20 protein-coding genes and 1 pseudogene are annotated in these 21,609 nt (G+C 63.3%); 8 read left to right on the forward strand and 13 right to left on the reverse strand.

Annotation, left to right across the window (positions count from 1 at the left end):
• Positions 1 to 50 precede the first annotated feature (50 nt).
• The 6 genes from EPJ54_RS02930 to lexA all read left to right on the forward strand — a co-directional run bounded on the left by EPJ54_RS02930 (position 51) and on the right by lexA (position 6,768).
• Positions 51 to 1,958, forward strand: a complete 1,908-nt coding sequence (locus EPJ54_RS02930; protein WP_135210167.1) for a peptidylprolyl isomerase — start codon at positions 51 to 53, stop codon at positions 1,956 to 1,958.
• Between the two features lie 11 nt (positions 1,959 to 1,969).
• On the forward strand, positions 1,970 to 3,502 hold the full coding sequence (gene trpE / locus EPJ54_RS02935; RefSeq protein ID WP_135211173.1) for an anthranilate synthase component I: 1,533 nt from the start codon (positions 1,970 to 1,972) through the stop codon (positions 3,500 to 3,502).
• 127 nt (positions 3,503 to 3,629) lie between these two features.
• On the forward strand, positions 3,630 to 4,205 hold the full coding sequence (locus tag EPJ54_RS20005; protein WP_135210168.1) for an anthranilate synthase component II: 576 nt from the start codon (positions 3,630 to 3,632) through the stop codon (positions 4,203 to 4,205).
• Positions 4,202 to 5,248 (forward strand): anthranilate phosphoribosyltransferase, encoded by a 1,047-nt coding sequence (gene trpD / locus EPJ54_RS20010; RefSeq protein WP_135210169.1) that lies wholly within the window; start codon positions 4,202 to 4,204, stop codon positions 5,246 to 5,248. Before EPJ54_RS20005 ends, trpD begins: the two co-directional genes overlap by 4 nt.
• On the forward strand, positions 5,245 to 6,027 hold the full coding sequence (gene trpC / locus EPJ54_RS02950) for an indole-3-glycerol phosphate synthase TrpC (protein ID WP_135210170.1): 783 nt from the start codon (positions 5,245 to 5,247) through the stop codon (positions 6,025 to 6,027). The genes trpD and trpC overlap by 4 nt, the downstream gene beginning before the upstream one ends.
• Before the next feature lie 69 nt (positions 6,028 to 6,096).
• A complete protein-coding gene (lexA, locus tag EPJ54_RS02955; protein WP_135210171.1) occupies positions 6,097 to 6,768 on the forward strand; it encodes a transcriptional repressor LexA in 672 nt (223 codons plus the stop codon).
• Here lexA and EPJ54_RS02960 read toward each other — a convergent pair.
• The 3 genes and pseudogenes from EPJ54_RS02960 to EPJ54_RS02970 all read right to left on the reverse strand — a co-directional run bounded on the left by EPJ54_RS02960 (position 6,759) and on the right by EPJ54_RS02970 (position 8,143).
• Positions 6,759 to 7,013 carry a ComEC/Rec2 family competence protein gene (locus EPJ54_RS02960; protein ID WP_420823024.1) on the reverse strand — a complete coding sequence of 85 codons (255 nt, stop codon included), beginning with the start codon at positions 7,011 to 7,013 and terminating at the stop codon, positions 6,759 to 6,761. The genes lexA and EPJ54_RS02960 overlap by 10 nt on opposite strands.
• Positions 6,964 to 7,314 (reverse strand): annotated as a pseudogene (locus EPJ54_RS02965) (ComEC/Rec2 family competence protein); the annotation flags it as partial. The gene EPJ54_RS02960 and the pseudogene EPJ54_RS02965, both read right to left, overlap by 50 nt.
• 286 nt (positions 7,315 to 7,600) lie before the next feature.
• Positions 7,601 to 8,143 (reverse strand): hypothetical protein, encoded by a 543-nt coding sequence (locus tag EPJ54_RS02970; RefSeq protein WP_135210173.1) that lies wholly within the window; start codon positions 8,141 to 8,143, stop codon positions 7,601 to 7,603.
• On the opposite strand from EPJ54_RS02970, the gene gltX reads away from it, so the two are divergent.
• Both gltX and gltA read left to right on the forward strand, forming a co-directional pair.
• Complete coding sequence (gltX, locus tag EPJ54_RS02975; RefSeq protein WP_135210174.1) at positions 8,130 to 9,518, forward strand: glutamate--tRNA ligase; 1,389 nt, start codon at positions 8,130 to 8,132, stop codon at positions 9,516 to 9,518. The genes EPJ54_RS02970 and gltX overlap by 14 nt on opposite strands.
• Before the next feature lie 12 nt (positions 9,519 to 9,530).
• Positions 9,531 to 10,838, forward strand: a complete 1,308-nt coding sequence (gltA, locus tag EPJ54_RS02980) for a citrate synthase (protein WP_135210175.1) — start codon at positions 9,531 to 9,533, stop codon at positions 10,836 to 10,838.
• Between the two features lie 54 nt (positions 10,839 to 10,892).
• Here gltA and lpxB read toward each other — a convergent pair whose 3' ends face one another.
• From lpxB to EPJ54_RS03030, 10 genes are all read right to left on the reverse strand, one after another.
• Positions 10,893 to 12,032: a lipid-A-disaccharide synthase gene (gene lpxB / locus EPJ54_RS02985; RefSeq protein WP_135210176.1), complete on the reverse strand. Its 1,140-nt coding sequence runs from the start codon at positions 12,030 to 12,032 to the stop codon at positions 10,893 to 10,895.
• Positions 12,029 to 12,886 (reverse strand): LpxI family protein, encoded by an 858-nt coding sequence (locus tag EPJ54_RS02990; protein WP_135210177.1) that lies wholly within the window; start codon positions 12,884 to 12,886, stop codon positions 12,029 to 12,031. The genes lpxB and EPJ54_RS02990 overlap by 4 nt, the downstream gene beginning before the upstream one ends.
• A 5-nt stretch (positions 12,887 to 12,891) precedes the next feature.
• Positions 12,892 to 13,683 carry an acyl-ACP--UDP-N-acetylglucosamine O-acyltransferase gene (gene lpxA / locus EPJ54_RS02995; protein ID WP_135210178.1) on the reverse strand — a complete coding sequence of 264 codons (792 nt, stop codon included), beginning with the start codon at positions 13,681 to 13,683 and terminating at the stop codon, positions 12,892 to 12,894.
• Positions 13,680 to 14,150 carry a 3-hydroxyacyl-ACP dehydratase FabZ gene (gene fabZ, locus EPJ54_RS03000; protein ID WP_135210179.1) on the reverse strand — a complete coding sequence of 157 codons (471 nt, stop codon included), beginning with the start codon at positions 14,148 to 14,150 and terminating at the stop codon, positions 13,680 to 13,682. Before fabZ ends, lpxA begins: the two co-directional genes overlap by 4 nt.
• A gap of 1 nt (position 14,151) precedes the next feature.
• Positions 14,152 to 15,144, reverse strand: coding sequence for a UDP-3-O-(3-hydroxymyristoyl)glucosamine N-acyltransferase (gene lpxD, locus EPJ54_RS03005; protein WP_135210180.1), 993 nt, complete (start codon positions 15,142 to 15,144; stop codon positions 14,152 to 14,154).
• A 40-nt stretch (positions 15,145 to 15,184) separates the two neighbouring features.
• Positions 15,185 to 15,817, reverse strand: coding sequence for an OmpH family outer membrane protein (locus tag EPJ54_RS03010; protein WP_135210181.1), 633 nt, complete (start codon positions 15,815 to 15,817; stop codon positions 15,185 to 15,187).
• A 14-nt stretch (positions 15,818 to 15,831) separates the two neighbouring features.
• The gene (gene bamA / locus EPJ54_RS03015; RefSeq protein ID WP_135210182.1) at positions 15,832 to 18,288 is read right to left on the reverse strand and encodes an outer membrane protein assembly factor BamA; all 2,457 of its coding nucleotides are present in this window, start codon (positions 18,286 to 18,288) and stop codon (positions 15,832 to 15,834) included.
• 85 nt (positions 18,289 to 18,373) lie between these two features.
• Positions 18,374 to 19,561 (reverse strand): RIP metalloprotease RseP, encoded by a 1,188-nt coding sequence (gene rseP, locus EPJ54_RS03020; RefSeq protein WP_135210183.1) that lies wholly within the window; start codon positions 19,559 to 19,561, stop codon positions 18,374 to 18,376.
• Between the two features lie 48 nt (positions 19,562 to 19,609).
• Positions 19,610 to 20,797: a 1-deoxy-D-xylulose-5-phosphate reductoisomerase gene (gene dxr, locus EPJ54_RS03025; protein WP_135210184.1), complete on the reverse strand. Its 1,188-nt coding sequence runs from the start codon at positions 20,795 to 20,797 to the stop codon at positions 19,610 to 19,612.
• The gene (locus EPJ54_RS03030) at positions 20,794 to 21,585 is read right to left on the reverse strand and encodes a phosphatidate cytidylyltransferase (protein ID WP_167755544.1); all 792 of its coding nucleotides are present in this window, start codon (positions 21,583 to 21,585) and stop codon (positions 20,794 to 20,796) included. Before EPJ54_RS03030 ends, dxr begins: the two co-directional genes overlap by 4 nt.
• Positions 21,586 to 21,609: the final 24 nt, after the last annotated feature.

A 21,609-nucleotide genomic window follows, 5' to 3' on the forward strand; every position in this document is an offset into this window, starting at 1 on the left:
GTTCGGGGCCATCTCTATGGTCCGCGGCCTCACGCTTACCGGAAGATGCCATGCTCACACAAATGCGAAGCCTCACGCGCGGCTGGGTTGCCTACATCCTGCTGTTCCTGCTCGTGGTTGCATTCGCCATCTGGGGCATCAACGACGCGTTCAATGGCGTGGGCTCAAACAGCATCGCCGAGGTCGGCGGTCGCAAGATCACGCCGCTCCAATTGTCGCGCGAGCTGGACATCGAATTGCGCAACCGGCGCAACCAAGGCGCCAACGTCACGCGGCAAGATGCGATTGACGCGGGCTTCCACGAGCGCCTGCTTGAACGGCTCATCGCGCGCAACGCGCTCTACTCGTACGCCGACAAGCTTGGCGTAAGCGTCAGCGACACGGCCGTGGCGAACTACATTCGCGCCATCCCGCCAGCGCAGAACCCGGTGACAGGCGGCTTTGACCAGACCGCCTACAATAGCCTGCTGCAGCAATTGGGGTTCACCGGCCCCGAGTTCGAAGAAGTCATTCGTGGCGATATGACCACGGAAATGCTGATGAATGCGCTGGTCAACGGCACGCGCGCGCCGTCAAGCTACGGCGCGCTACTGGTGGCGTTCCAAGGCGAAACGCGCACGATTAGCGTGGCCGAGGCGCCGGCGTCTGTTGTGGGCGCGATCCCCGCACCGACCGATGCGCAGGTTCAGACCTTCTACGAAGAGAACCAAGAGCAATTGCGGCTGCCCGAATTCCGCGGCCTGACGCTTGTGCGCGCCAGCGTGGAAGATTTCGTCTCGCGTGTGGATGTGCCGGAAGCGCGTTTGCGCGAAGAATTCGATGCGCGCGCCCCCGCGCTCACGCAACCTGAGCGCCGCACCTATTTCCGCATTAGCGCAGCGAACGAAGCGCAAGCGAACGACATCGTGGCCCGCCTCAGCCGTGGCGAAGCGCCGGAAGCCGTCGCCCAGGCCGTCGGCGCGCAAGTGCTGCGCGGTGAAAACCAACAGCGCAACGAAGTGACGGATTCAGCTGTCGCGGCCGCGGTGTTCGAGATGCAAGCGAACGCTGCGCCACGCGTCGTGCGCGGCCAACTCACACCGTTCGTGGTGGTGCGCGTTCAATCGGTCACGGCGGCGCAAGCGCCGAACTTTGCGGCTCTGCGTGATGAATTGCGCCAAGCCATCGCCCAAGACGAGGCCGGCGAATTGTTGAGCGCCGCCATCGGCGCCTTCGAAGACGCCCGCGCGGGCGGCGCAAGCATTACCGAGGCCGCCCGCACCGCCGGGCTGCCAACGACCACAATCGCCGCTGTCGAACAGGGCGGCCGTGACCAAACGGGCGCGCCCGTGGAAGGCGTCCCGGAGGAATTGCTGGCGACAGCTTTCGAAACGCCGGAAGGCGAAGCCAGCGACTTCTTGCCTTACGGCGATGTGGACATGGTGGTCGCCGTGGATCGCATCATTCCCTCGACCGTGCGCCCGCTCGCCGAGGTGCGTGAAGAATTGGTGCGTGAATGGACCAACCGCGAGCGCATCACGCGCATGCGCGCGTTGGGCGCGGAAATGGTTGCGGCTGTGCAAGGCGGCCAAACGCTGGCGGAGGCGGCGCGGGCGCGCGGCTTCCGCATGGCTGTGACCTCGCGTCCTTTCTCGCGTGAAGAAGCGGAGCAAATCCCATCGCGTGGTCTGTCGACCCAGATCTTCACACAGGCCGAAGGCTCGGTGGTGAGTGATATCGCTGGCCCCGGCGCCGGCATTCTTGTGGCTTCGATCGAGAGCATCAATCGCGTTGATCTCGCCGCCAATCCGCAACTCGTGGAGCAGGCGCGCGTGCAGATGCAGCAGCAAGTGATGCAAAGTGTCGGCGAAGCGGTACAGCAAGAGATCACGGACAACGCCAATCCGCGCCGCAACGAGCGCCTGCTTGAGCAACAATTCCGCAGCTCAAGCGCACAAGCAGAAGATGCCGCGCAATGAGCCAACCGGCGATCGCACTGTCGCCCGATCTTGAAACCTTCACCGCCGCCTATGCAAAAGGCGGCGGTGTCGTGTGGACGCGCCGGGTCAGCGATCTTGAGACGCCGGTTTCCGCGCTGCTGAAGCTCGATCCGGGCAAACCCGGCACGTTCCTCCTGGAGAGTGTCCAAGGCGGGGATTTCCGCGGCCGCTATTCGATCATCGGATTAAAGCCCGATCTCGTCTGGCGCGTGAGGGACAGCAAGGCTGAAACCAGCCGTGGCGGCTTCGGCGACAGCCGTTTCCGCGTCCAGCGCGATGCGCCGCTGAAAAGCCTGCGCAAGCTGCTCGATAAATCTGCGCTGGAACTGCCTGCACCGCTGCCGCCGATGGCCGCTGGTCTGTTCGGCTATTTGAGCTACGACATGGTGCGCTTCATGGAGCGACTGCCCGAGAAGGCGGACGATCCGATCGGCTCGCCCACCGCCCTCCTCGTGCGCCCCACGATCATCGCTGTGTTCGATAACGTGACGAGCGAGATCACTTTGGTGACGCCGGCGCGCAAGCGCGCAGGCCAAAATGCGGCGCAAGCGTACAAGGCCGCCGAAGAGCGCTTGCAGCGCATTTTGCGCACACTTGATCGCGGCTTGCCAAAGCAGGCGCCGTTGAAAGAGCCGGGCGCGCCGGTCGAGCCCCGCTCGAACACCACGCCGGAAGAATACCGCGCGCTGGTCGAGACGTGCAAAAGCTACGCACGCGCCGGCGATGTGTTTCAGGTCGTGCCGAGCCAGCGTTTCTCCGCGCCGTTTAAGCCGAGCGCTTTTGCACTCTATCGCTCGCTGCGCCGGCTGAACCCCTCGCCGTTCCTGTATTATCTCAACTTCGCCGATTTCAGCGTCGTCGGCTCAAGCCCGGAAATCCTGGTGCGCCTGCGCGGCGACACGGTGACGATCCGTCCGATCGCCGGCACGCGCCCGCGTGGTGCAACGCCGGCAGAAGATCACGCGCTTGAAGAAGATTTGCTGGCCGATCCCAAAGAGCGCGCCGAGCATCTGATGCTGGTCGATCTGGCGCGCAACGATCTGGGCCGCGTCGCCAAGCGCGGCTCGCCGGCAGGCTCGAACACGGCTGCGGCGCAAGCCGGCTCGGCGCACGTGCGCGTGACCGAGAGCTTCACCATCGAGCGCTACAGCCACGTGATGCACATCGTCTCCAACGTCGAAGGCGAGATCCGCGACGGCCTCACCGCCCTCGACGCGCTGATGGCGGGCTTCCCGCACGGCACGGTCTCTGGCGCGCCGAAGGTGCGCGCGATGGAGATCATCAACGAGGTCGAAAAGCACAAGCGCGGCATCTATGCCGGCGGCGTCGGCTATTTCGGCGCGGGCGGCGACATGGACACCTGTATCGCGCTCCGCACGGGCATTGTGAAGGACGGCATGCTCCACGTGCAGGCTGGCGGCGGCGTGGTGCTCGACAGCGATCCGGAAGCCGAATTGCAGGAGACGCTGCATAAATCGCGCGCCCTATTTCGGGCCGCGGCCGACGCGTGGCGCTATTCCTGAGCGAATGGCGTTACGCGAACGAATTTTCTGGTTAGATTGTACCCCGATGAAGCAGCACACCTCCCCGCGATGGCGCCGCTGACGATTGCAAACCCGCTCGTCAGTGCAAGCCTTTGAGGCGCCTCCCATGATCCTCGTCATCGATAATTACGACAGCTTCGTCTATAATCTCGTCCATTACGTCGCCGATTTCGGCGTGCCCACGGAAGTGCATCGCAACGATGCGCTGAGCGTCGCCGACGTGCTGAGGCGCAAGCCGCGCGCCGTGATCCTCTCGCCTGGCCCCTGTACGCCGAACGAAGCCGGCATCTGCCTTGAGCTCTTGAACAAGGCGCCCGCCGATCTGCCGATCTTTGGCGTCTGCTTGGGGCACCAGGCGATGGGGCAAGCCTTTGGCGGCGATGTCGTCAGCGCCAAAGAAATCATGCACGGCAAAGTCTCGGACGTGACGCATCGCGGCGGCGGAGTCTTCCGCGGCCTGCCCTCGCCCTTCAAAGCCACGCGCTATCACTCGCTGGCCGTGAAGCGCGACACCTTCCCCGCCGATTTCACGATCGACGCCGAAACAGCGGACGGCGAAGTGATGGGCATGTCGCACAAGACGCGGCCGTTGTTTGGCGTGCAATTCCACCCTGAATCGATCGCCTCCGAGCACGGCCACGCAATGATCGCGAACTTCCTTGCCGCGGCGAATTTGAAATGAGCTTCGTTGCATTGCTCGACGAGCTGGAACGCGGTGGCGCGATCGATATCGACGCCGCGTTCGCGACCATCATGAATGGCGAAGCTGATCCCAACGAGATCAAGCGCTTCTTGGCGCTCACCGTCCAGCACATGCGCGATCCGGCTTGGATCGCGGCAGGTGCGCGCGCGCTACGGGGGCGGATGGTGCGAGTGGAAGCGCCCGCCGACGCGATCGACGTATGCGGTACGGGCGGCGATGGCGCGCACACGCTGAACATCTCAACGGCGGTGACGTTCGTGGTCGCAGGCTGCGGGGTGCCGGCGGCCAAGCACGGCAATCGGGCGATGAGTTCGAAATCCGGCGCCGCGGATGTGTTGGAAGCGCTCGGGGTGAAGTTGACGGGGGATGTGCCAACGCTGGAGCGCGCGCTGCGCGAGGCGGGCGTGGCGTTTCTTTTTGCGCAGAACCATCACCCGGCGATGCGCCACGTCGCTGGCCCGCGTCGTGAGTTGGGGCATCGTACGATCTTCAATTTGCTCGGCCCCCTCTCCAATCCGGCTGGCGTGAAGCGGCAATTGGTGGGCGTCTTCAATGCTGAGTTCGTCGAACCGATCGCGGCGGCGCTGAAGCAGCTCGGTGGCGAGCAAGCCGTGGTCGTGCATGGCGCCGGCGGAATCGATGAGCTGACGTTTGTCGACGCGAACGGCGACAATCGTGCGGTCTTCTTGAGCGCCAATGGTGGTCTACGCCCGCTCAACAACATCGATGTGCACGCGCTGTCGCGAGAGTTTGAAATCCCACCGAATTCTAGCGAGGCGCTGCGCGGCGGCGACGCGGCGTACAATGCGAACGCCCTGCGCGCTCTACTTGAAGGTCGGATGCAAGGCTCAGCTTACGAGGCGACGGTGTTGCTCAACGCGACGGCGGCGCTGGTTGCAGCCGGCGCCATCCCGGCCGAATCCGAACTTGAAGGCTGGCGTATGGCGCACGAGAGCATTGCCAACGGACGTGCGCTCGAAGCGCTGGATCGGTTGATCGAAATTACCCGGAGCGCGCCGTGAGCGTTTTGGATCGGATCATTGCTTATAAGCGCGACGAAGTTGCAGCGCGTAGGAAAGCGCGCGCATCGGACGATATCAACGCAGCCATCCGCAAACAGACGCAACCGCGCGGCTTCGGCAAGGCGCTACGTGAACGTACTGACGGCAAAGCGCTGATTGCCGAGATCAAGAAAGCGAGCCCGTCGAAGGGGCTTATTCGCGAGGATTTCGATCCGCCTGCGCTTGCGAAAGCGTACGAAGCCGGCGGCGCGGTGTGCCTATCGGTGCTGACCGATGCGCCGAGTTTTCAAGGCCACGAAGATTTTCTTGTCGCTGCGCGCGCGGCATGTGCGCTGCCGGTGCTGCGCAAAGACTTCATGGTCGATGAATGGCAGATCGCGGAAAGCCGCGCGATCGGCGCCGACGCCATCCTGATCATCATGGCGGCAGTCGACAATGCGCTCGCCTCCGATCTGCAGGATGCCGCGCATGCTTATGGCATGGATGCGCTGGTCGAAGTGCACGACGAAGCCGAGCTGGAGCGCGCGCTTTGGCTGGGCGCGAAGCTGATTGGCGTGAACAATCGCTCGCTGGCGACCTTCGAAACCGATCTCGGCATTACGGAGCGGCTAGCGAAGCAGATGCCAAAGGACGCCCTGCTCGTGGCAGAGTCCGGGATCTTCACGCCCGAGGATGTCGCGCGCCTGCAAGGCGCTGGCGCGCGGGCGTTCTTGGTCGGCGAAAGTCTGATGCGCCAAGCCGACGTCACCGCCGCTACGCGCGCCCTGCTTCAGGCTTAACGCGCCTGGGTTGACCGGCATAAGGAACGGATATAGAACACCTTATCGTTCACCCTTTGGTCCCAGGCCATGCTGACAGCGAAACAAAAAGAATTGCTGCTCTACATTCACGAGCGGATCAAAGAGACCGGCGTTTCGCCCTCCTTCGACGAGATGAAGGAGGCGCTCGACCTGGCGTCGAAGTCCGGCATCCACCGTTTGATTACGGCGCTCGAAGAGCGCGGTTTTCTGCGCCGCCTACCCCACCGGGCGCGCGCGCTTGAGGTGCTGAAGCTGCCGGATTCGGCGGCCACCGCCGCCCCGCCGCGTGGACGCGGCACGTTCCGCCCGAGCGTTGTGTCTGAGGATCGCGACAGCGCTGCGGGCATTCCGATCCTTGGCCAGATCGCCGCCGGCGTGCCGATCGAGGCGCTGCAGAACGAGATTGGCCGCGTCCAGCCGCCGCCGGATTTGCTCGGCAATGGCGATCACTTCGCGCTCGAAGTGAAGGGCGATTCCATGATCCAGGCCGGCATCCTTGATGGCGACGTGGTCATCATCAAACGCACCGAAACCGCCGATAGCGGCGACATCGTCGTGGCGTTGGTGGATGCGGAAGAAGCCACGCTGAAGCGCTTGCGTAAGCGCGGCAATTCGATCGCACTTGAAGCGGCGAACCCGGCCTACGAGACGCGTATCTTTGGGCCGGATCGTGTGCGCATCCAGGGCAAACTCGTGGCGATGATCCGCCGCTATTCCTGATCGCCTGCGGGCGTGCGCGGCGTCCAAACTCTGCGCACGCCGCTTGGCCAGCCGCGTTCGATACGTAGCGCGCCGATCAGCGGGCCTGGCGTCGGCGGCGCCGGTTCATGCCGCGCGCGTTTCATCATCTCGAACAACGCCACCAACGCCATCGTCGCCGCGAACGACATTTGATAGCCGGGTTCGAGGACGGCTTCAGGGAATAGCAGCGTTACGATCAACGCCGCGAGCGCCAAGCCGCGCATCGAAATCGCTGGCCGGTCGAGCAGAATCGCACCGAACGCAACGCAAAGCCAACACGAACGAACCCAACGCCGGCACGCTTGAGCCGGAGACGACAAGGTATGCGGCGCGCACGATGAGCGCGACAACGGCTGCAATCTTCTTGACCGGGCAGCGCAACGCGATCGGCGGGATCAGCGACAACGTCCAGAGCACCATCGCGAACACAAGACCGCCGACAACGCCCATATGAATGCCGGACACCGAAAGCAAACGCCCAAGCCCGGACTCGCGCAGCGCGATATTCGTAGCTTCATCGATTGATGAGCGGTCGCCGTCACAAGTGCTGCCGCGATGGCGCCGCCGCGTCCGGGTGCAGCGGCTTGAATCACAGCGGAAAGATCGGAGCGCATCGCCGCGAGCGTCAGCCGCTGACGATCACACCAGCTTGGCGGCGGTTCCAACGCGATGGGCCGGCAGCGACCGTAGGCAAAGCCGGTTGCACCCAAGCGTTCAAAGAAAGCGCGACGGGCGAAATCGTAGCCGCCCGGCGCCATCGCCGCGGCTGGCGGGCCCAGCACGCCATAGCAGCGCGCGACGCGACCAGGCCTCAGCGTGCCAGCTTCGGCGACGGCGAAGCGGACGTAGCGCGGCGGCTCGGCGACGCCTTCGATTGAACGCGCCAGCAGCCGCAATCGAGGACCGTTCTCGTTGGCGTCGTTGGCGACGACCCATCCTTCGGCGGCGAACGGCTGCTGTCGGCCTTCGAAGGGGCTTGCGTCACGACTGAGGTGCGAAGCTGGGCAGCGCCGGCGCCGAGGCCGGCGAAGGCCAGCAGAGCGAACAGAGCGGCGGGCACCGTGCGGAGGCGCGCGTCCCAGCCATCGGCGGTCTCGCTCGGCCAAATCGCCAAGCCGATGGCGGCCGCAGCGCTCGGTACAAACACGGCAAGCCCCAGCCACCAGGGAGGGTCGGTCTGCGCGAGCAGCCAAAGCGCGGCGCCGACGATTAGCGCCGCCGCCAGCCAAAGGATCCAGCGGTCGCGCTGACGTGCGACGACTTCGCCCAGCGCCCAGCTAGGAGAAAACGCCGTGCGCGTGCTACCACGCGCCCGCTTTTGAAAGGTCGTGTTGCCACCCATGAGCGTCGTCACACGCTTCGCCCCCTCCCCCACAGGCTACCTCCATATTGGGGGCGCGCGCACGGCGCTTTTTAACTGGCTGTTCGCGCGCCGGATGGGCGGCAAATACCTGCTGCGCATCGAGGACACCGACCGCGCCCGCTCCACGGACGCAGCGATCGCGGCTATTCTGGATGGCCTCGATTGGCTCGACCTAGAGCACGATGGCGAGATCACCTACCAATTCGCCCGCGCGCCGCGGCACCGCGAAGTCGTTGAAGAGATGATCCAACGCGGCACCGCGTTCCGCTGCTATGCGACGCCGGAAGAGGTCGAAGTGCTGCGCAATGCGGCGCACGCCGAAGGCCGCGCGATCCGTTCGCCCTATCGCGATGGCAAAGCGCCGCCTTCGCCGGATGCGCCGTTCGTGGTTCGCCTGCGCGCCCCGGATGAGGGCGAGGTGCTGAATGCCGACCTGATCCAGGGTGACGTGCGTATCAAGGCGCGCGACATCGACGATCTCGTCTTGCTGCGCGCCGATGGCAATCCCACTTATATGCTGTCGGTGGTAGTGGACGACCACGACATGGGCGTGACGCACGTGATCCGCGGCGACGACCACCTGACCAACGCGGCCCGCCAGATTCCAATCTTTCAAGCCATGGGCTGGACGCCGCCGCTGTTTGCGCACCTGCCCTTGATCCACGGCGAAGACGGCAAGAAGCTTTCCAAGCGCCACGGCGCGCAGGCCGTGCATGAGTGGCGCGACATGGGCTATCTGCCCGAAGCGATGAACGCGTACCTCATGCGTCTGGGTTGGAGCCCTGGCCACGATGACATTTTGACGAAAGAGGAAGCGGTCGCGCAGTTCGAGATCGGCCAGATCGGCAAAGCGCCGTCGCGGCTCGATTTCAAGAAGCTCGACTCGGTCAATGCACACTTCATGACGCTGGCCGACGATGCGCGGCTCGCGTACCTGCTGGTCGACACGATCGAGACGCGTGACGGCGCGCCGCTTTCGTCAAGCGCACGCGATGCGTTGGCGCGTGCGGTTCCGGTGCTGAAAAAACGTGCAAAGACTTTGCCGGATTTGGCCGATCAATCAGCCTTTCTGCTGGCCAATCGTCCGCTCACGCTTGACGAGAAGGCTAAATCCTTGATGAAAGACGACTTCAAGGAGCGTTTGCGGCGCCTGCACACTAAGCTCGCGGCTGAGCCCGTCTGGGACAATGCCGCGCTCGGCAGCGCGCTTAAGGCTTTCGCTACCGACGAAGGTGTTGGGTTGGGGCAAATCGGGCCGGGCTTGCGCGCGGCTTTGACGGGCGGCAGCCCATCGCCCGATCTGGGCCAGACATTGGAATTGTTGGGCCGCGAGGAAGCGCTGGCGCGCATCGCGGATCAAGTTTGAGGAAGATCACACATGGAAAGCAAGCTGACGAAAAAACCGACCGCCACCATTTCGGTCAATAACAAGCAGCTTGAATTGCCCGTGTATGGAGGATCGGTCGGTCCGGACGTGATCGACATCCGAAAGCTCTACGCCGAAACCAACGTCTTCACCTACGATCCGGGCTTCACCTCCACGGCCTCGTGCGAAAGTCAAATCACGTATATCGATGGCGACGAAGGCACGCTGCTCTATCGCGGCTACCCAATCGATCAGCTCGCCGACAAATCCACCTTCATCGAGAGCTGTTATCTGCTGCTGCACGGCGAACTGCCGAACAAGACCCAGCTCGATAAGTTCACGCGCGACATCACCTATCACACAATGCTGCACGCGCAGTTCGATCGCTTCTTCGAAGGCTTCCGGCGCGACGCGCATCCGATGGCGATCATGGTCGGCACGGTCGGCGCGCTGGCTGCATTCTATCACGACAGCACCGACATCAACGATCCCAAGCAGCGCCTGATTGCGAGCCATCGCCTGATCGCGAAGATGCCGACGATCGCGGCGCGTGCATTCAAATATTCGGTGGGCCAACCGTTCGTCAGCCCACGCAACGAACTCGATTACGCATCGAACTTCCTGCGCATGTGCTTTGCGGTGCCGGCCGAGGAGTACAAGGTCAATCCTGTGCTCGCGCGCGCGATGGACGTGTTCTTCATCCTGCACGCCGACCACGAGCAGAACGCTTCGACCTCGACGGTGCGCCTCGCTGGTTCATCGGGCGCCAATCCGTTTGCGTGCATTTCCTCAGGCATCGCTTGCCTCTGGGGGCCTGCGCACGGCGGCGCCAACGAGGCGGCGCTCAACATGCTCGAAGAAATCGGCACGGTTGATAAGATTCCGGAATTCATCGCCAAGGTGAAAGACCCGAATTCCGAAGTCCGCCTGATGGGCTTCGGCCACCGCGTCTACAAGAATTACGACCCGCGCGCGAAGGCGATGCAGAAGCTCTGCCACCTCGTGCTCAAGGAAGTCGGCGCCGAGGACAATCCAATCCTGAAGGTCGCGATGGAGCTCGAAAAGATCGCCCTGAGCGACGAGTATTTCGTAAAGCGGAAGCTCTACCCGAACATCGATTTCTATTCGGGCATCACGCTACGCGCGATGGGCTTCCCGACCTCCATGTTCACGGTGCTATTCGCTGTCGCTCGCACGGTCGGCTGGATCGCGCAATGGACCGAGATGATGGAAGACGCGAGCCAGAAGATCGGCCGTCCGCGTCAGATCTACACCGGCGCGCCGAAGCGTGATTACGCGGACGTCAGCCAACGCGGCTAAGCTTCGCTCAATTTTAACGACACCAACGCGGGCCTTCGGGTCCGCGTTTTTGTTTTAAGCGCGCATCACGCCGAGCACAGCGTCGGCCGCGATCTCACCCGCTTGGCGGCCGCCCCGGCCCATTTTGTCGAGCGCATTATTTTGCGCGTGCACCTGCGCCTCGCGCTTGGCAGAATCGTCGAGAAGCGGCGCCGCCGCTTTGGCGATGTTTGCTGGCGTCAACCGGGTCTGGATGAGTTCGGGCGCGACCTCTGCATCCGCGGCAACGTTCATGAGTGTCGAGTATTTGCCCTTGAACAAAAAGGCACGCGCGAGCGCCCACGTGATCCAGCCTAGCTTGTAACCAACGACAAGAGGCGTGCCCTGGAGCGCGACTTCGGTGGTCACCGTGCCGGAGGCGGCGATCGATGCATCTGCGGCGGCGAATGCATCCTCCTTCTCGGCCTCGTCCACGATCAGAGCCGATGCGGGCGCTTGCGCTACGACGGAGTCACGCACTGCGCTCGCGGCCACGACAAGAAAACGCAGCGCCGGATGATCGCGTTTCAGTACTTCAGCGCCACGCCATAAAGTCGGGCCAATGCGACGGATTTCGCTAGGGCGACTACCTGGAAGCACGAGGAGAAGTTTCTCGTCGCGCCCGATGCCATGTCGAGCGCGGAAGGCAGCGCCGTCGCCCTGCTTGAAACGGCCGAGTGCGGGATGGCCACACACAGTGCACGGCAGATTATATGGCGCGTAAAACGGAACTTCGAAATCGTGGATACAGATCAAGTGGTCGACGGCGGCGGCGAGTGTCTTCGCGCGGCCTGGTCTGCTCGCCCACACTTGCGGGCCGACATATTTGACGAGTTTGATCTCGGGCGCGGCGGCACGCACGCCATGCGCCACGCGCAGAGTGAAGCCCCAAGAATCGATCAACACAACGACGTCGGGCTTCGCGACCAGGATTGTAGCGACCGCCGCTTCAACAGCGATCTTCACGCGCTTGTAGGCGAGCAAACCATCAATGAAGCCAAGCACGGCAAGGCCGGAAATATCGACCTGGCTCTTCAGCCCCTCGGCCTCCATCAATGCGCCGCCGATGCCGGCAAGGTCGAGCGACGGATCGCGCTGCTTCAACACACGCGCGAGATCGGCGCCGAGCGCGTCGCCGGATGATTCCGCAGCGACGAGGAATATCTTGCCGCTCACGCTTCGCCGACATCCGCCGGCGTGAAGCCGACAACAAAGATGCCAGCACGATCAGCGGCGGCAATTACCTCATCACGGCGCACGACAAGCGCGCCGCCCGCCTCCACCGCGATGCCAGCGAGTCCCGCTTTGGCGGCGCCTTCAATCGTACGCACACCCATTGTGGGGAGATCGATGCGGCGTTCTTGAATGGGCTTAGGCCGCTTCACGAGCACGCCACGGCGCGCCTCGGGCGCGCCACGCACGGTCAACGGAAGTTCACTCACACGGCCGAGCATGGCGTCCGTTCCCTCTTGTGCTTCGACAGCGAGAACTATGCCGTCGCACACGACCACACCTTGACCCACATCATATGAGCCAATCGCGGCCGCGATCTTCGCAGCACGGGCGATGTCTTTCTGCTGTTGGGGTGATGGCGCCACAGCGCCCCAGGCGCCAGGCTGCGCCAACAAATCGACCATGGCTTCATCGGCGCCGACAACGCGGAACCCGGCGCGCTCATGCTCAGAGAGCAGCGCTCGGAGCAACGCGTCGTCTCCTTGCGGCGCGGCTGCCAACAAAGCCGGCGCCATCGCCATGCCGCCGGCGTCGAGATTGAGATTGCGCGGATCTTGGCGCGGCACTTGGCCGATCAATACCACAGCGTCGCAGCCGGCAGCGCGCATCGCATCCATGCGTGCGCCCATGTGGCCGAGGCTGTTACTGCTGCCTGGATGCGCATCGAGCGCCGCGTCCGCATACGGCGTGACGCGCGCGACGAAATACGGGCGGTTCGTGGCTGCACAATGCTCAGCCAAGACGACAGGCAATTCACCGCCGCCCGCAATAATGCCGAGCTTGGACCAGGACGGCATGCGCGTCAGTCTCGCGGCATGCAAAGCGGACGCGCCGCATCGACGCGAATGAACGACACGATTTCCATGACGTGCGGATTGTTGGCGTAGAGCTCGGCGCAATCTTCCAAGCGCTCTTGGAACGTACCCTCTTCCGCAAACAGCAAGCGATAGGCGGCGCGCAAATCGTGGATTTGCTCGCGCGAAAAGCCACGGCGTTTTAGGCCTACGACATTGAGGCCGCCGAGGTGTGCATGATTGCCAATGGCGGAGCCGAACGGGATCAGGTCCGTCGTCATCAGCGCCGAGGCGCCTACGAAGGAATAGCGGCCGATGCGGCCATGCTGGTGGACGCCGGCTAGTCCGCCGAGGAACGCGAAGTCGCCGACTTTGACGTGGCCGCCGATCGTCGCCGTTTGCGCCATGATCACGTTGTTGCCGACATCGCAATCGTGCGCGACGTGGCAATTGCCCATGATCAGGCAATCATTGCCGATGGACGTAACTGAACGCCCACGCGCGGTGCCGCGTGAGAGTGTGGCGTGTTCGCGGATGACGTTGTTGTCGCCGATCTCAAGCCGCGTGGCTTCGCCACGATACGACAAGTCTTGTGGCGCGCCGCCAAGGGCTGCGAACGGAAACACGACATTGTTTTTACCGAGCGAGGTGTGACTCTCGATGAAGACATGCGCGACGAGGCGCGTGCGATCGCCGAGCTTTACGTTCGGGCCGATGACGCAGCCCGGACCGACTTCAACGTCTGCGCCGAATTCAGCGCTGGAATCGACGACAGCAGTGGGATGGATTTTCGCGCTCATGCTGGACGGTCCGCTTTCATCGCCGCGAATTCGCATTCAGTCGCCAGTTCGCCGCGCACTTCGACACGGCCGCGGAATTTGAAAATGTTGCGGCGCTGGAAGAGCACTTCGACCGGCATCTCCATCACGTCCCCCGGCATCACCGGCCGTTTGAAACGCGCGGACTCAACCGACATGAAAAGGATCAAGTGCTTTGAGATGTCCGCCTCAAGCGTCTTGGACATGAGCAGCGCGCCCGTCTGCGCCAAGGCCTCGATCTGCAACACGCCTGGCATCACCGGCGCGCCGGGAAAATGCCCCGGAAAGAACGGCTCGTTAATGGTGACGTTCTTGATGCCGCGAATGCTCGTGTTCGCGATGTAGTCGGTGGCGCGGTCGATCAGCAGGAACGGATAGCGGTGCGGCAGACGTTGCAGCACTTCCGCGATTTCGATGCTTTCGCCCGAGGTCGTTTGTTGCTCGCTCAACTTACTTGCCCTCTGATACGCGGCGGCTCAGCCACGCTGCTTCACGCAGCCATTTACGCAACGGCTTGGCTGGATAGCCGCTCCAGACCTCGCCTGCGGGCACGTCTTGGAACACGGCCGCGCCCCCGGCAAGGGTGGCGCCTGCGCCTATGACACGATGGTCGGCGACGCCGACGCGACCGCCGAGCGTGGAATTGTCACCGATCGTGGTGGAGCCCGAAATGCCGCCGAAGGCAGCAATCAGCACCCCACGACCGATGACGCAATTATGGGCCACGTGGCAGAGATTATCGATCTTGGCGCCTTCGCCAATGATGGTGTCGTCAAAGACAGCACGATCGATGGTGGAGTTTGCGCCGATGGTGACGCGGTCCTGAACAATGACGCGGCCCAGGTGCGGCACGTCGATGGGGCCGGAGGCGTCGCCCGCAACACCAAAACCCTGCTCTCCAATCACAGCGCCGGCGAGGATGTTCACGTCATCGCCGATCAAAGAGAAGCCGACCGATACGCGCGCGCCGATGCGCGTGCGGCGGCCGATGGTGACGCCTGGGCCAATCACGCTATTGGGTCCGATCTCCGCCCCTGTTCCAATCTGCACGCCGGCGCCAATCACGACGCCGGGTCCTAAGCGGACGCCGTCTTCCAGCTTCGCGCTCGGATCAATCGCTGGCGCGTTTGCGGCAAATGTCCGTGCACGCACGAGACCGGCGACGAGACGTGAAAACAATGAGCGCGGGCGCTCCGAGAAGATGAGCGCTGCCGCCTTCGGCGCGAGGTGCGCTTGGGCTGGCGAAATGATGCAGGCGCCAGGCGCGCTCGCGAGCACGGCGGCCTTCTTGCCCTCGTAATAGCAAAGGTCATCTGGGCCAGCGCGATCGGCGGGTGCGGCGCTCAGAAGCTTGTGTTCGGCATTGCCGCCGATGTCGCCAGAAGGCGAAAGCGCCCGGACCGTCACCGGTCCGAGCGCCTCGTAAAAGCGGGGATCGATCATACGCCTATCTGGCGCCGTCGAGGCCCAAAGTCACGGCAGCTTATTGCGCCGGCGGCGTTTGCGCCGGGGCTTGCTGCGTGCATTGCGCAACCGGGTGGCGCGTCACGTTCGCGGACCGGGTGGCTTGGTTTTGGTCCAACGCCTGAATGACTGCGGTGGTGATATCGTATTCGGGCAGCACCAATTGGGCGCTGTTGGCGTCTAGAACGATGCCGGCGCCGCGGGATTCCATGACGCTGCGCACGACCGGCGTCACCACGCGGTCGAATTCGCGGAGTGTCAGCAGCTGCGTGCATTCCATATCGCCCTGCAGGCCAGCCGCGCGCGCCTGGAATTGCTGCTGACGCTGCGCGAGCGCTTGGGCTGCCGGGTCATTACGGATTTGCTCAGCCGAGCGATTGCGCAGGGTCCCCTGAAGGCGTTGCGCTTCTTGCTCGATGGCTTGGCCCTCCGGCTGCAGAGTTTGCGCTTCCGCGCCGATCTGTTGGCGCACTTGACCCAATTTAGCTTGGATGTCGCGGCCAAGGGCTGATTCCGCCAGAACGCGCTGGTAATTGATGGCAACCGCCGTCGTGGACTGGTTGTTGCGACCGCGCTGCGCGAATGCGTCAGGCGTGGCGGCGAGGGCGGCCACCGCAATAGCGGCCGCAGAAACAATGCTCAACAAACGCATATCGCGCCTTCTCCTCAGAAATTGGTCCGGGTTGAAAACCGGAATTCTTCTGTCTGGTCGTATTCCTCGTGTTCGAGGGGTTGGGCGAAGTCAAACTGTACTGGGCCAAACGGGGAATCCCAGAACACCGACACACCCGCAGACACTCTCAAGCTCGCACTATCGTCAACAATAAGGCTCTCGCCGGTTCCGAGTGAAATTGACTGCCGGCTCGCCGAGTCCAACACGCCCAAAGTACCGAAATCGACGAACAATGCGCTGCCAAGAGAGAACGATTCCGGTAGCGGGAGCGGCACATCCAGCTGGAAGGTGCCGATTGCATAGACGTTACCGCCCAGCGCATCGCCTTCCTGCACGATCTCGCCAGTCGTGTCGTCGACGATGAGCTGGCGTGGACCGATGCCGGCGACGTCGAAGCCGCGGAAAGACGAGCCACCCTTGAAGAAGCGGTCGTTGATGCGAATGTCGTCCCCACCCCAGCCGTCGATGAAGCCGGCCGAACCACGGAACGTAGCGCGGAAGCCGCCCCAAAGACCGTAATAGAGGCCGCCTTCGAGCTCAGTGCGGAGGTAGTTCACCTCGCCGCCTAGACCCGCGATGTCTTGGCTGAGCTGAAGGTCATAGCCGCGCGTCGCGCGCACGGGATCGTTGCGGCGATCCATGTTGATGGTCGCGCCCAGCACGGACGTGATGAACGTTCCCTCTTGATCGCAAAGATACGGCCGCGCCGGGTTGGCGGTATCGCACTGATTGATCACTGGGGTCAGATCGTCATCGTCGTGGTCGACAAAGATGTTCGCGATCTCAGTCTCGTCTTGGATAAGCGAATAGGTGAGGCCAAGGCTCGTGCGATCAGAAACCGGGAAGCTCGTGCGCAAGCCGACGCCCGTCGACTGGTTCTCGAACGACGATTGCGAACGGAAGTCCGTGCGCAGCGAATAAATGTCGATGCCTGCAGCAATTTCGCGGCCGAGGAAGCGCGGCTCGGTGAAGCGAATGTCGACCTGCTGGCGCTGCGAACTCGACGACGCGCGAAGACGCAGGAATTGCCCGCGACCGCGCAGATTTCGCTCTGTGACCGACACATCGAACAGCAGACTTTCAGTGGACGAATAGCCGGCCGCAAACGCCAGTTCGCCCGTCGATTGTTCTTCCACGGTGACCGTGACAACCGAGCGATCCGGCTGCGAACCATCCGTATCTTCAATGGTGACGTCGCCGAAAAAGCCAAGCGCACGAATGCGCTGACGTGAGCGATCGAGCAGCACGCGGTTGAAGGCGTCGCCTTCGCTCACCATCAGTTCGCGGCGGATGACGGGATCGATAGTGCGCGTATTGCCGACAATATCGATACGTTCGATGAAGACGCGCGGGCCCTCATCGACTTCGAACGTGATGTTCACACGACGCGTCACCGGATCGCGCTCGACCATGGGCACGATATCGACGTTCGCATAACCGACCGTGCCGGCCACGTAGGTCATGGCGTCGATCGAATCTTCGATCATGTCGCCGCGGAATTCGGTGCCCGTGCGGATCGGGATCGCTGCACGCAGCAGGCCCTCCGACAAGCGATTGAGTTCGGTCTGAACACGCACTTCACCAAACTCGTAGCGGGGCCCCTCTTCCACCGTGAAAGTAACGAAGAAGTCCTTCTGATCCGGCGTGAGTTCGGCGACGGCCGACACAACGCGGAAGTCCGCGTAACCGCGATTGTTGTAATACTGGCGTAGCTGCTCGCGGTCGTATTCGAGACGATCCGGATCGTAATTGTCGTTATTGCTGAAGAAGTTCCACCAGCTCGATTCAGCGGTCACGATCGCGTCGCGCAGGCGGCGATCCGAAAAGGCTTCGTTGCCGATGAAGTTGACGCTGCGAATGCCCGTGACCGGACCTTCATCGACCTCGAAGATCAGATCGACGCGGTTCTGGTCGAGTTCGCGCACTTGAGGCGTCACTTGCGCGGCGAAACGGCCGGCGCGGCGATACACTTCAATGATGCGCTGCACGTCGCCCTGCGCACGCGCCGGCGTGAACACCGAACGCGGACGCGCCTGCACTTCGTCTTCGAGGTCTTCTTCGTCGAGCGTGCGCATGCCCTCGAAGATGACGCGGTTGATGACCGGGTTTTCGATGACGGACACAACGAGATCGCCGCCGCGCTGCTCGATCTGCACGTCGGCGAACAGGCCGGTGGCGAACAATGTCTTCAGCGACAAGTCGATGCGCTCAGCGTCGAACGTGTCGCCCGGGCGCACGAGTAGGTACGACGTGATCGTCGCCGGCTCGATGCGTTGGTTGCCTTCAACCAAAACACGGCGAATGGCGACGCCCGATTGCTGCGCCGCTGGCGCAGCGCCTTGCGTCCCCTCTTGCGCGTACGCATCGCCTGATGCGGCAAGCACCGTACCGGCGCCCACCGTGGCGACGCTCATAGCGCCGAGAACGACATCCCGCAGAACCCGCTTCATTCACGCCCTCGACGCTTCGTGGCGCTCCCCAGCGCCACGTTTTGTAAGACCCCATCCCGTGCCGAAACACAAGGACGAGGCGCTGTTACTGCACCCCTGGAAAGAGTCTGGTGATGTCGTTCCAGGTGGCAAACAAAAACAAACTCGCCATCACGGCGAATCCGGCCCGATAGGCCCATTCCTGCGCCGACGGCGGCAGCGGCTTCCCACCGCGCAGCGCCTCGATGCCGTAGAAAAGCAAATGGCCGCCATCCAGGATCGGAATCGGCAGCAAGTTCACAAAGCCCACCGCCACCGATAGCACGGCGGCAAGATTGAGCAGCGAGAGCGCAAGCATGCCGAGCCGATCGCCGATCGTAGTGTCATCCGAACCTGCGCTCAGCGCAGATGATGCAACTTGGCCCGACACGTTGATAATGCCGAGCGGGCCCGCGATCTGATCGCCCGACTCACGGCCCGAGAAAATCGCGCCGATATATTCGCCAGTTTGAGCGATGATGCCCCAGGTGTTCGCTGCGCCTTGGCCGATCGCTTCAAGCGGGCCGAAGCGTTCGATGACGCGCTCGGACTCAAGCGGCAGCGGACCGCTCACGCCGAGGATGGCGCGGCCATTGTCGGCGCGGGTCGGCGTCATCTGCAATTGTTGTTGTGAACCATCGCGCTCGATCACCACGGCGAGTTCGCGGCCGGCAGCGGGCGCGACTTGCGCCTGCAGCTCAGAGAAATTGCGCACTGTGACGCCATCGATGCTGACAATCACGTCGCCGGGTTGAAGGCCCGCGCTCTGCGCCGCTGAGTTTGCCGCGACTGTCGCTATGCGTGCAGGAATGGAATTCGGGTCAGTCGTCTCGCGGCCCATAATGAGTGCGAGCAGCGCGAACGCGAGAATGGAGAAGACGAAATTCGTGAACGGGCCAGCGGCGACCACCATTGAGCGCGTGGACAGTGGCTGCGCGTGGAAGAGACCCTTGGCGCGCGCAGCGGCGAGCGCCTCGGGAGTTTCGATCTTCTCGCGCGGGGCGGTGGACATCGCATCGGCGTCGTCGGCGAACTTCACATAGCCGCCGAGCGGCAGCGCGCCGATCTTCCATTCGACGCCCTGCTTGTCGCGCCAGCTGACGAGGGTTTTGCCGAAACCGATCGAGAACGTGTCGATGGCGACGCCGCGCCAGCGGGCGACTTGGAAATGGCCGAACTCATGGACGAACACGACGACGCTCAGCACCAGCACGAACGAGCCGGCGTAGGTCAGGATGTTCTGCAATACGTCCATTCGCCCGGGTTCCTCCGCGCCTCTGTTTCTTGGAGCGCTGTCAGCCGTTTAGGCTGCCGCCAGGCTTCCCGCAATCCGCCGCGCAGCATCCCGCGCGGCTCGATCCACCGCCGCCACCTGATCGAACGATGTGGGCGAATTTGCGATAAGCCCTGACTCAGCCCCCTCCAGCTCAGTCAGAGCCTCTTCGACCGTGCGGCAAATGTCGAGAAAGCCGATGCGACGGGCCAGGAACGCCTCCACAGCCACCTCATTGGCGGCGCTGAGGGCTGTGGTGGCGGCCGCGCCGGCGTTGAGCGCGGCCCGGCAGAGGCCCAGCGCGGGAAAACGGGCGGCGTCGGGCGCTTCAAAAGTGAGCGAACCGATGGTCGAGAGGTCCAGCCGGGCCGTGGAGACCCTCGCCCGGTCCGGCCAGGCCAGGGCGTAGGCGATCGGAATGCGCATGTCCGGCGTGGCCATCTGGGCCAGCACCGAGCCATCTACATAATGCACAAGGCTATGGATCGTGCTTTGCGGGTGCACGATGACGTCAATGGAATCCGAGCCAAAACCAAAGAGATAGGACGCCTCGATCAGCTCCAGCCCTTTATTCATGAGGGTGGCGCTATCGACGGATATTTTTCGGCCCATGCTCCATTTGGGGTGGGCGCAGGCTTGTTCAGGCGTCGCGACGGCCATGGTCTCGTGGCTGGCGGTTCGGAACGGCCCGCCGGACGCGGTAAGCGTCAGCTTCTCCACCCGCTCTGGGTGAGTGAGCACCTGGAAGATGGCGTTGTGCTCGGAATCGACCGGCAACAGCCGCGCACCATGCGCCCTGGCGGCCTCGATAAAGAGCGGGCCGGCGCAGACCAGGCATTCCTTGTTCGCCAGTGCAACGGTGGCTCCGCGGCGGACGGCAGCCATCGTTGGGGCCAAACCGGCCGCGCCCACGATGGCGGACATCACCCATTCGGCGGGCCGAGCGCCGGCTTCCTGCAACGCTGATTCCCCCGCCCCGACCTCGACGCTCAATCCCGCCAGCGCCTCGCGCGCCTCTGTCAGCATCGACGGCTCTGAAACAGCGGCGAATTTGGGCTTCAGCGCGCGACAGGCTTCGACCAGGCCCACAAGGTTTTGGCCAGCCGTCACAGCCTCTACCTCAATCTCCTGCCCTTGCGCGCGCAGCTCATCGACCACGGCGATCGTTGATTGGCCGATCGAGCCCGTGACGCCAAGGATTGAGATGGCGCGCTTCACAGACCGCTCCCAAACAGGAGCGCGGTCGCACGCGGTCCAAACGCCAGCGCGGCGCCAACGAGAAGCGATGCGGCCATCAGACTATCGATGCGATCCAGCACGCCACCGTGACCGGGGATCAGACGGCTGGCGTCCTTCACGCCGAAGCGGCGTTTCAAAAATGACTCGAACAGATCGCCCATGAGCCCCGTAAATCCGATGATGGCGCCGACGATGAACCACGCCATGCGCAATTCGGGATCAGCTTGAAACAGAAGGCCGCAGCCAAGGCCAGCGGCGGCCCCAGCCAAGATGCCGGCGACGATGCCGGACCACGTCTTGTTCGGCGAAAGACCGGTCGCGACCTTTGGCCCGCCAAGCAGCTTGCCGCCGAAATACGCGAAGATGTCCGCCGCCCAGATGATTGCGAAGAGTGCGAGGATCGTCTCCAGCCCTTCCGGCCCACGATTGCGCAGCCAAAGAAAGATCGCGGCAGGAAAGCCGATATAGATCGCGCCGCCGGCGGTTTCGATGAAATGCGTCAGCGTGCGCCGACGTAAACCCGACGCGAGCGAACACACGACCAGCCAAATCGCGGCGAAGTGTAGATGTTGCCAGCTTGCGAACAGCACGGCGCCCAGCGAACCCGCGAGCGAAAACAGAAAGGCCGGGATCAATTGCTCGGGCTCGCTCATGCGCGCCCATTCGTAGCTCATCGCCACAACAGCCGCGCCGCATGCCGCCGCCAGCCACGGCCCCCCGAACCATGCCGCCGTTGCGCCTACCGACGCCAGCACCAGGCCAGACACAATTCGCGCGCCCAAGTCGGACCA

It is taken from the genome of Vitreimonas flagellata (assembly GCF_004634425.1).
In the GTDB taxonomy this organism is placed as follows: Bacteria; Pseudomonadota; Alphaproteobacteria; order Caulobacterales; family Aquidulcibacteraceae; genus Vitreimonas; species Vitreimonas flagellata.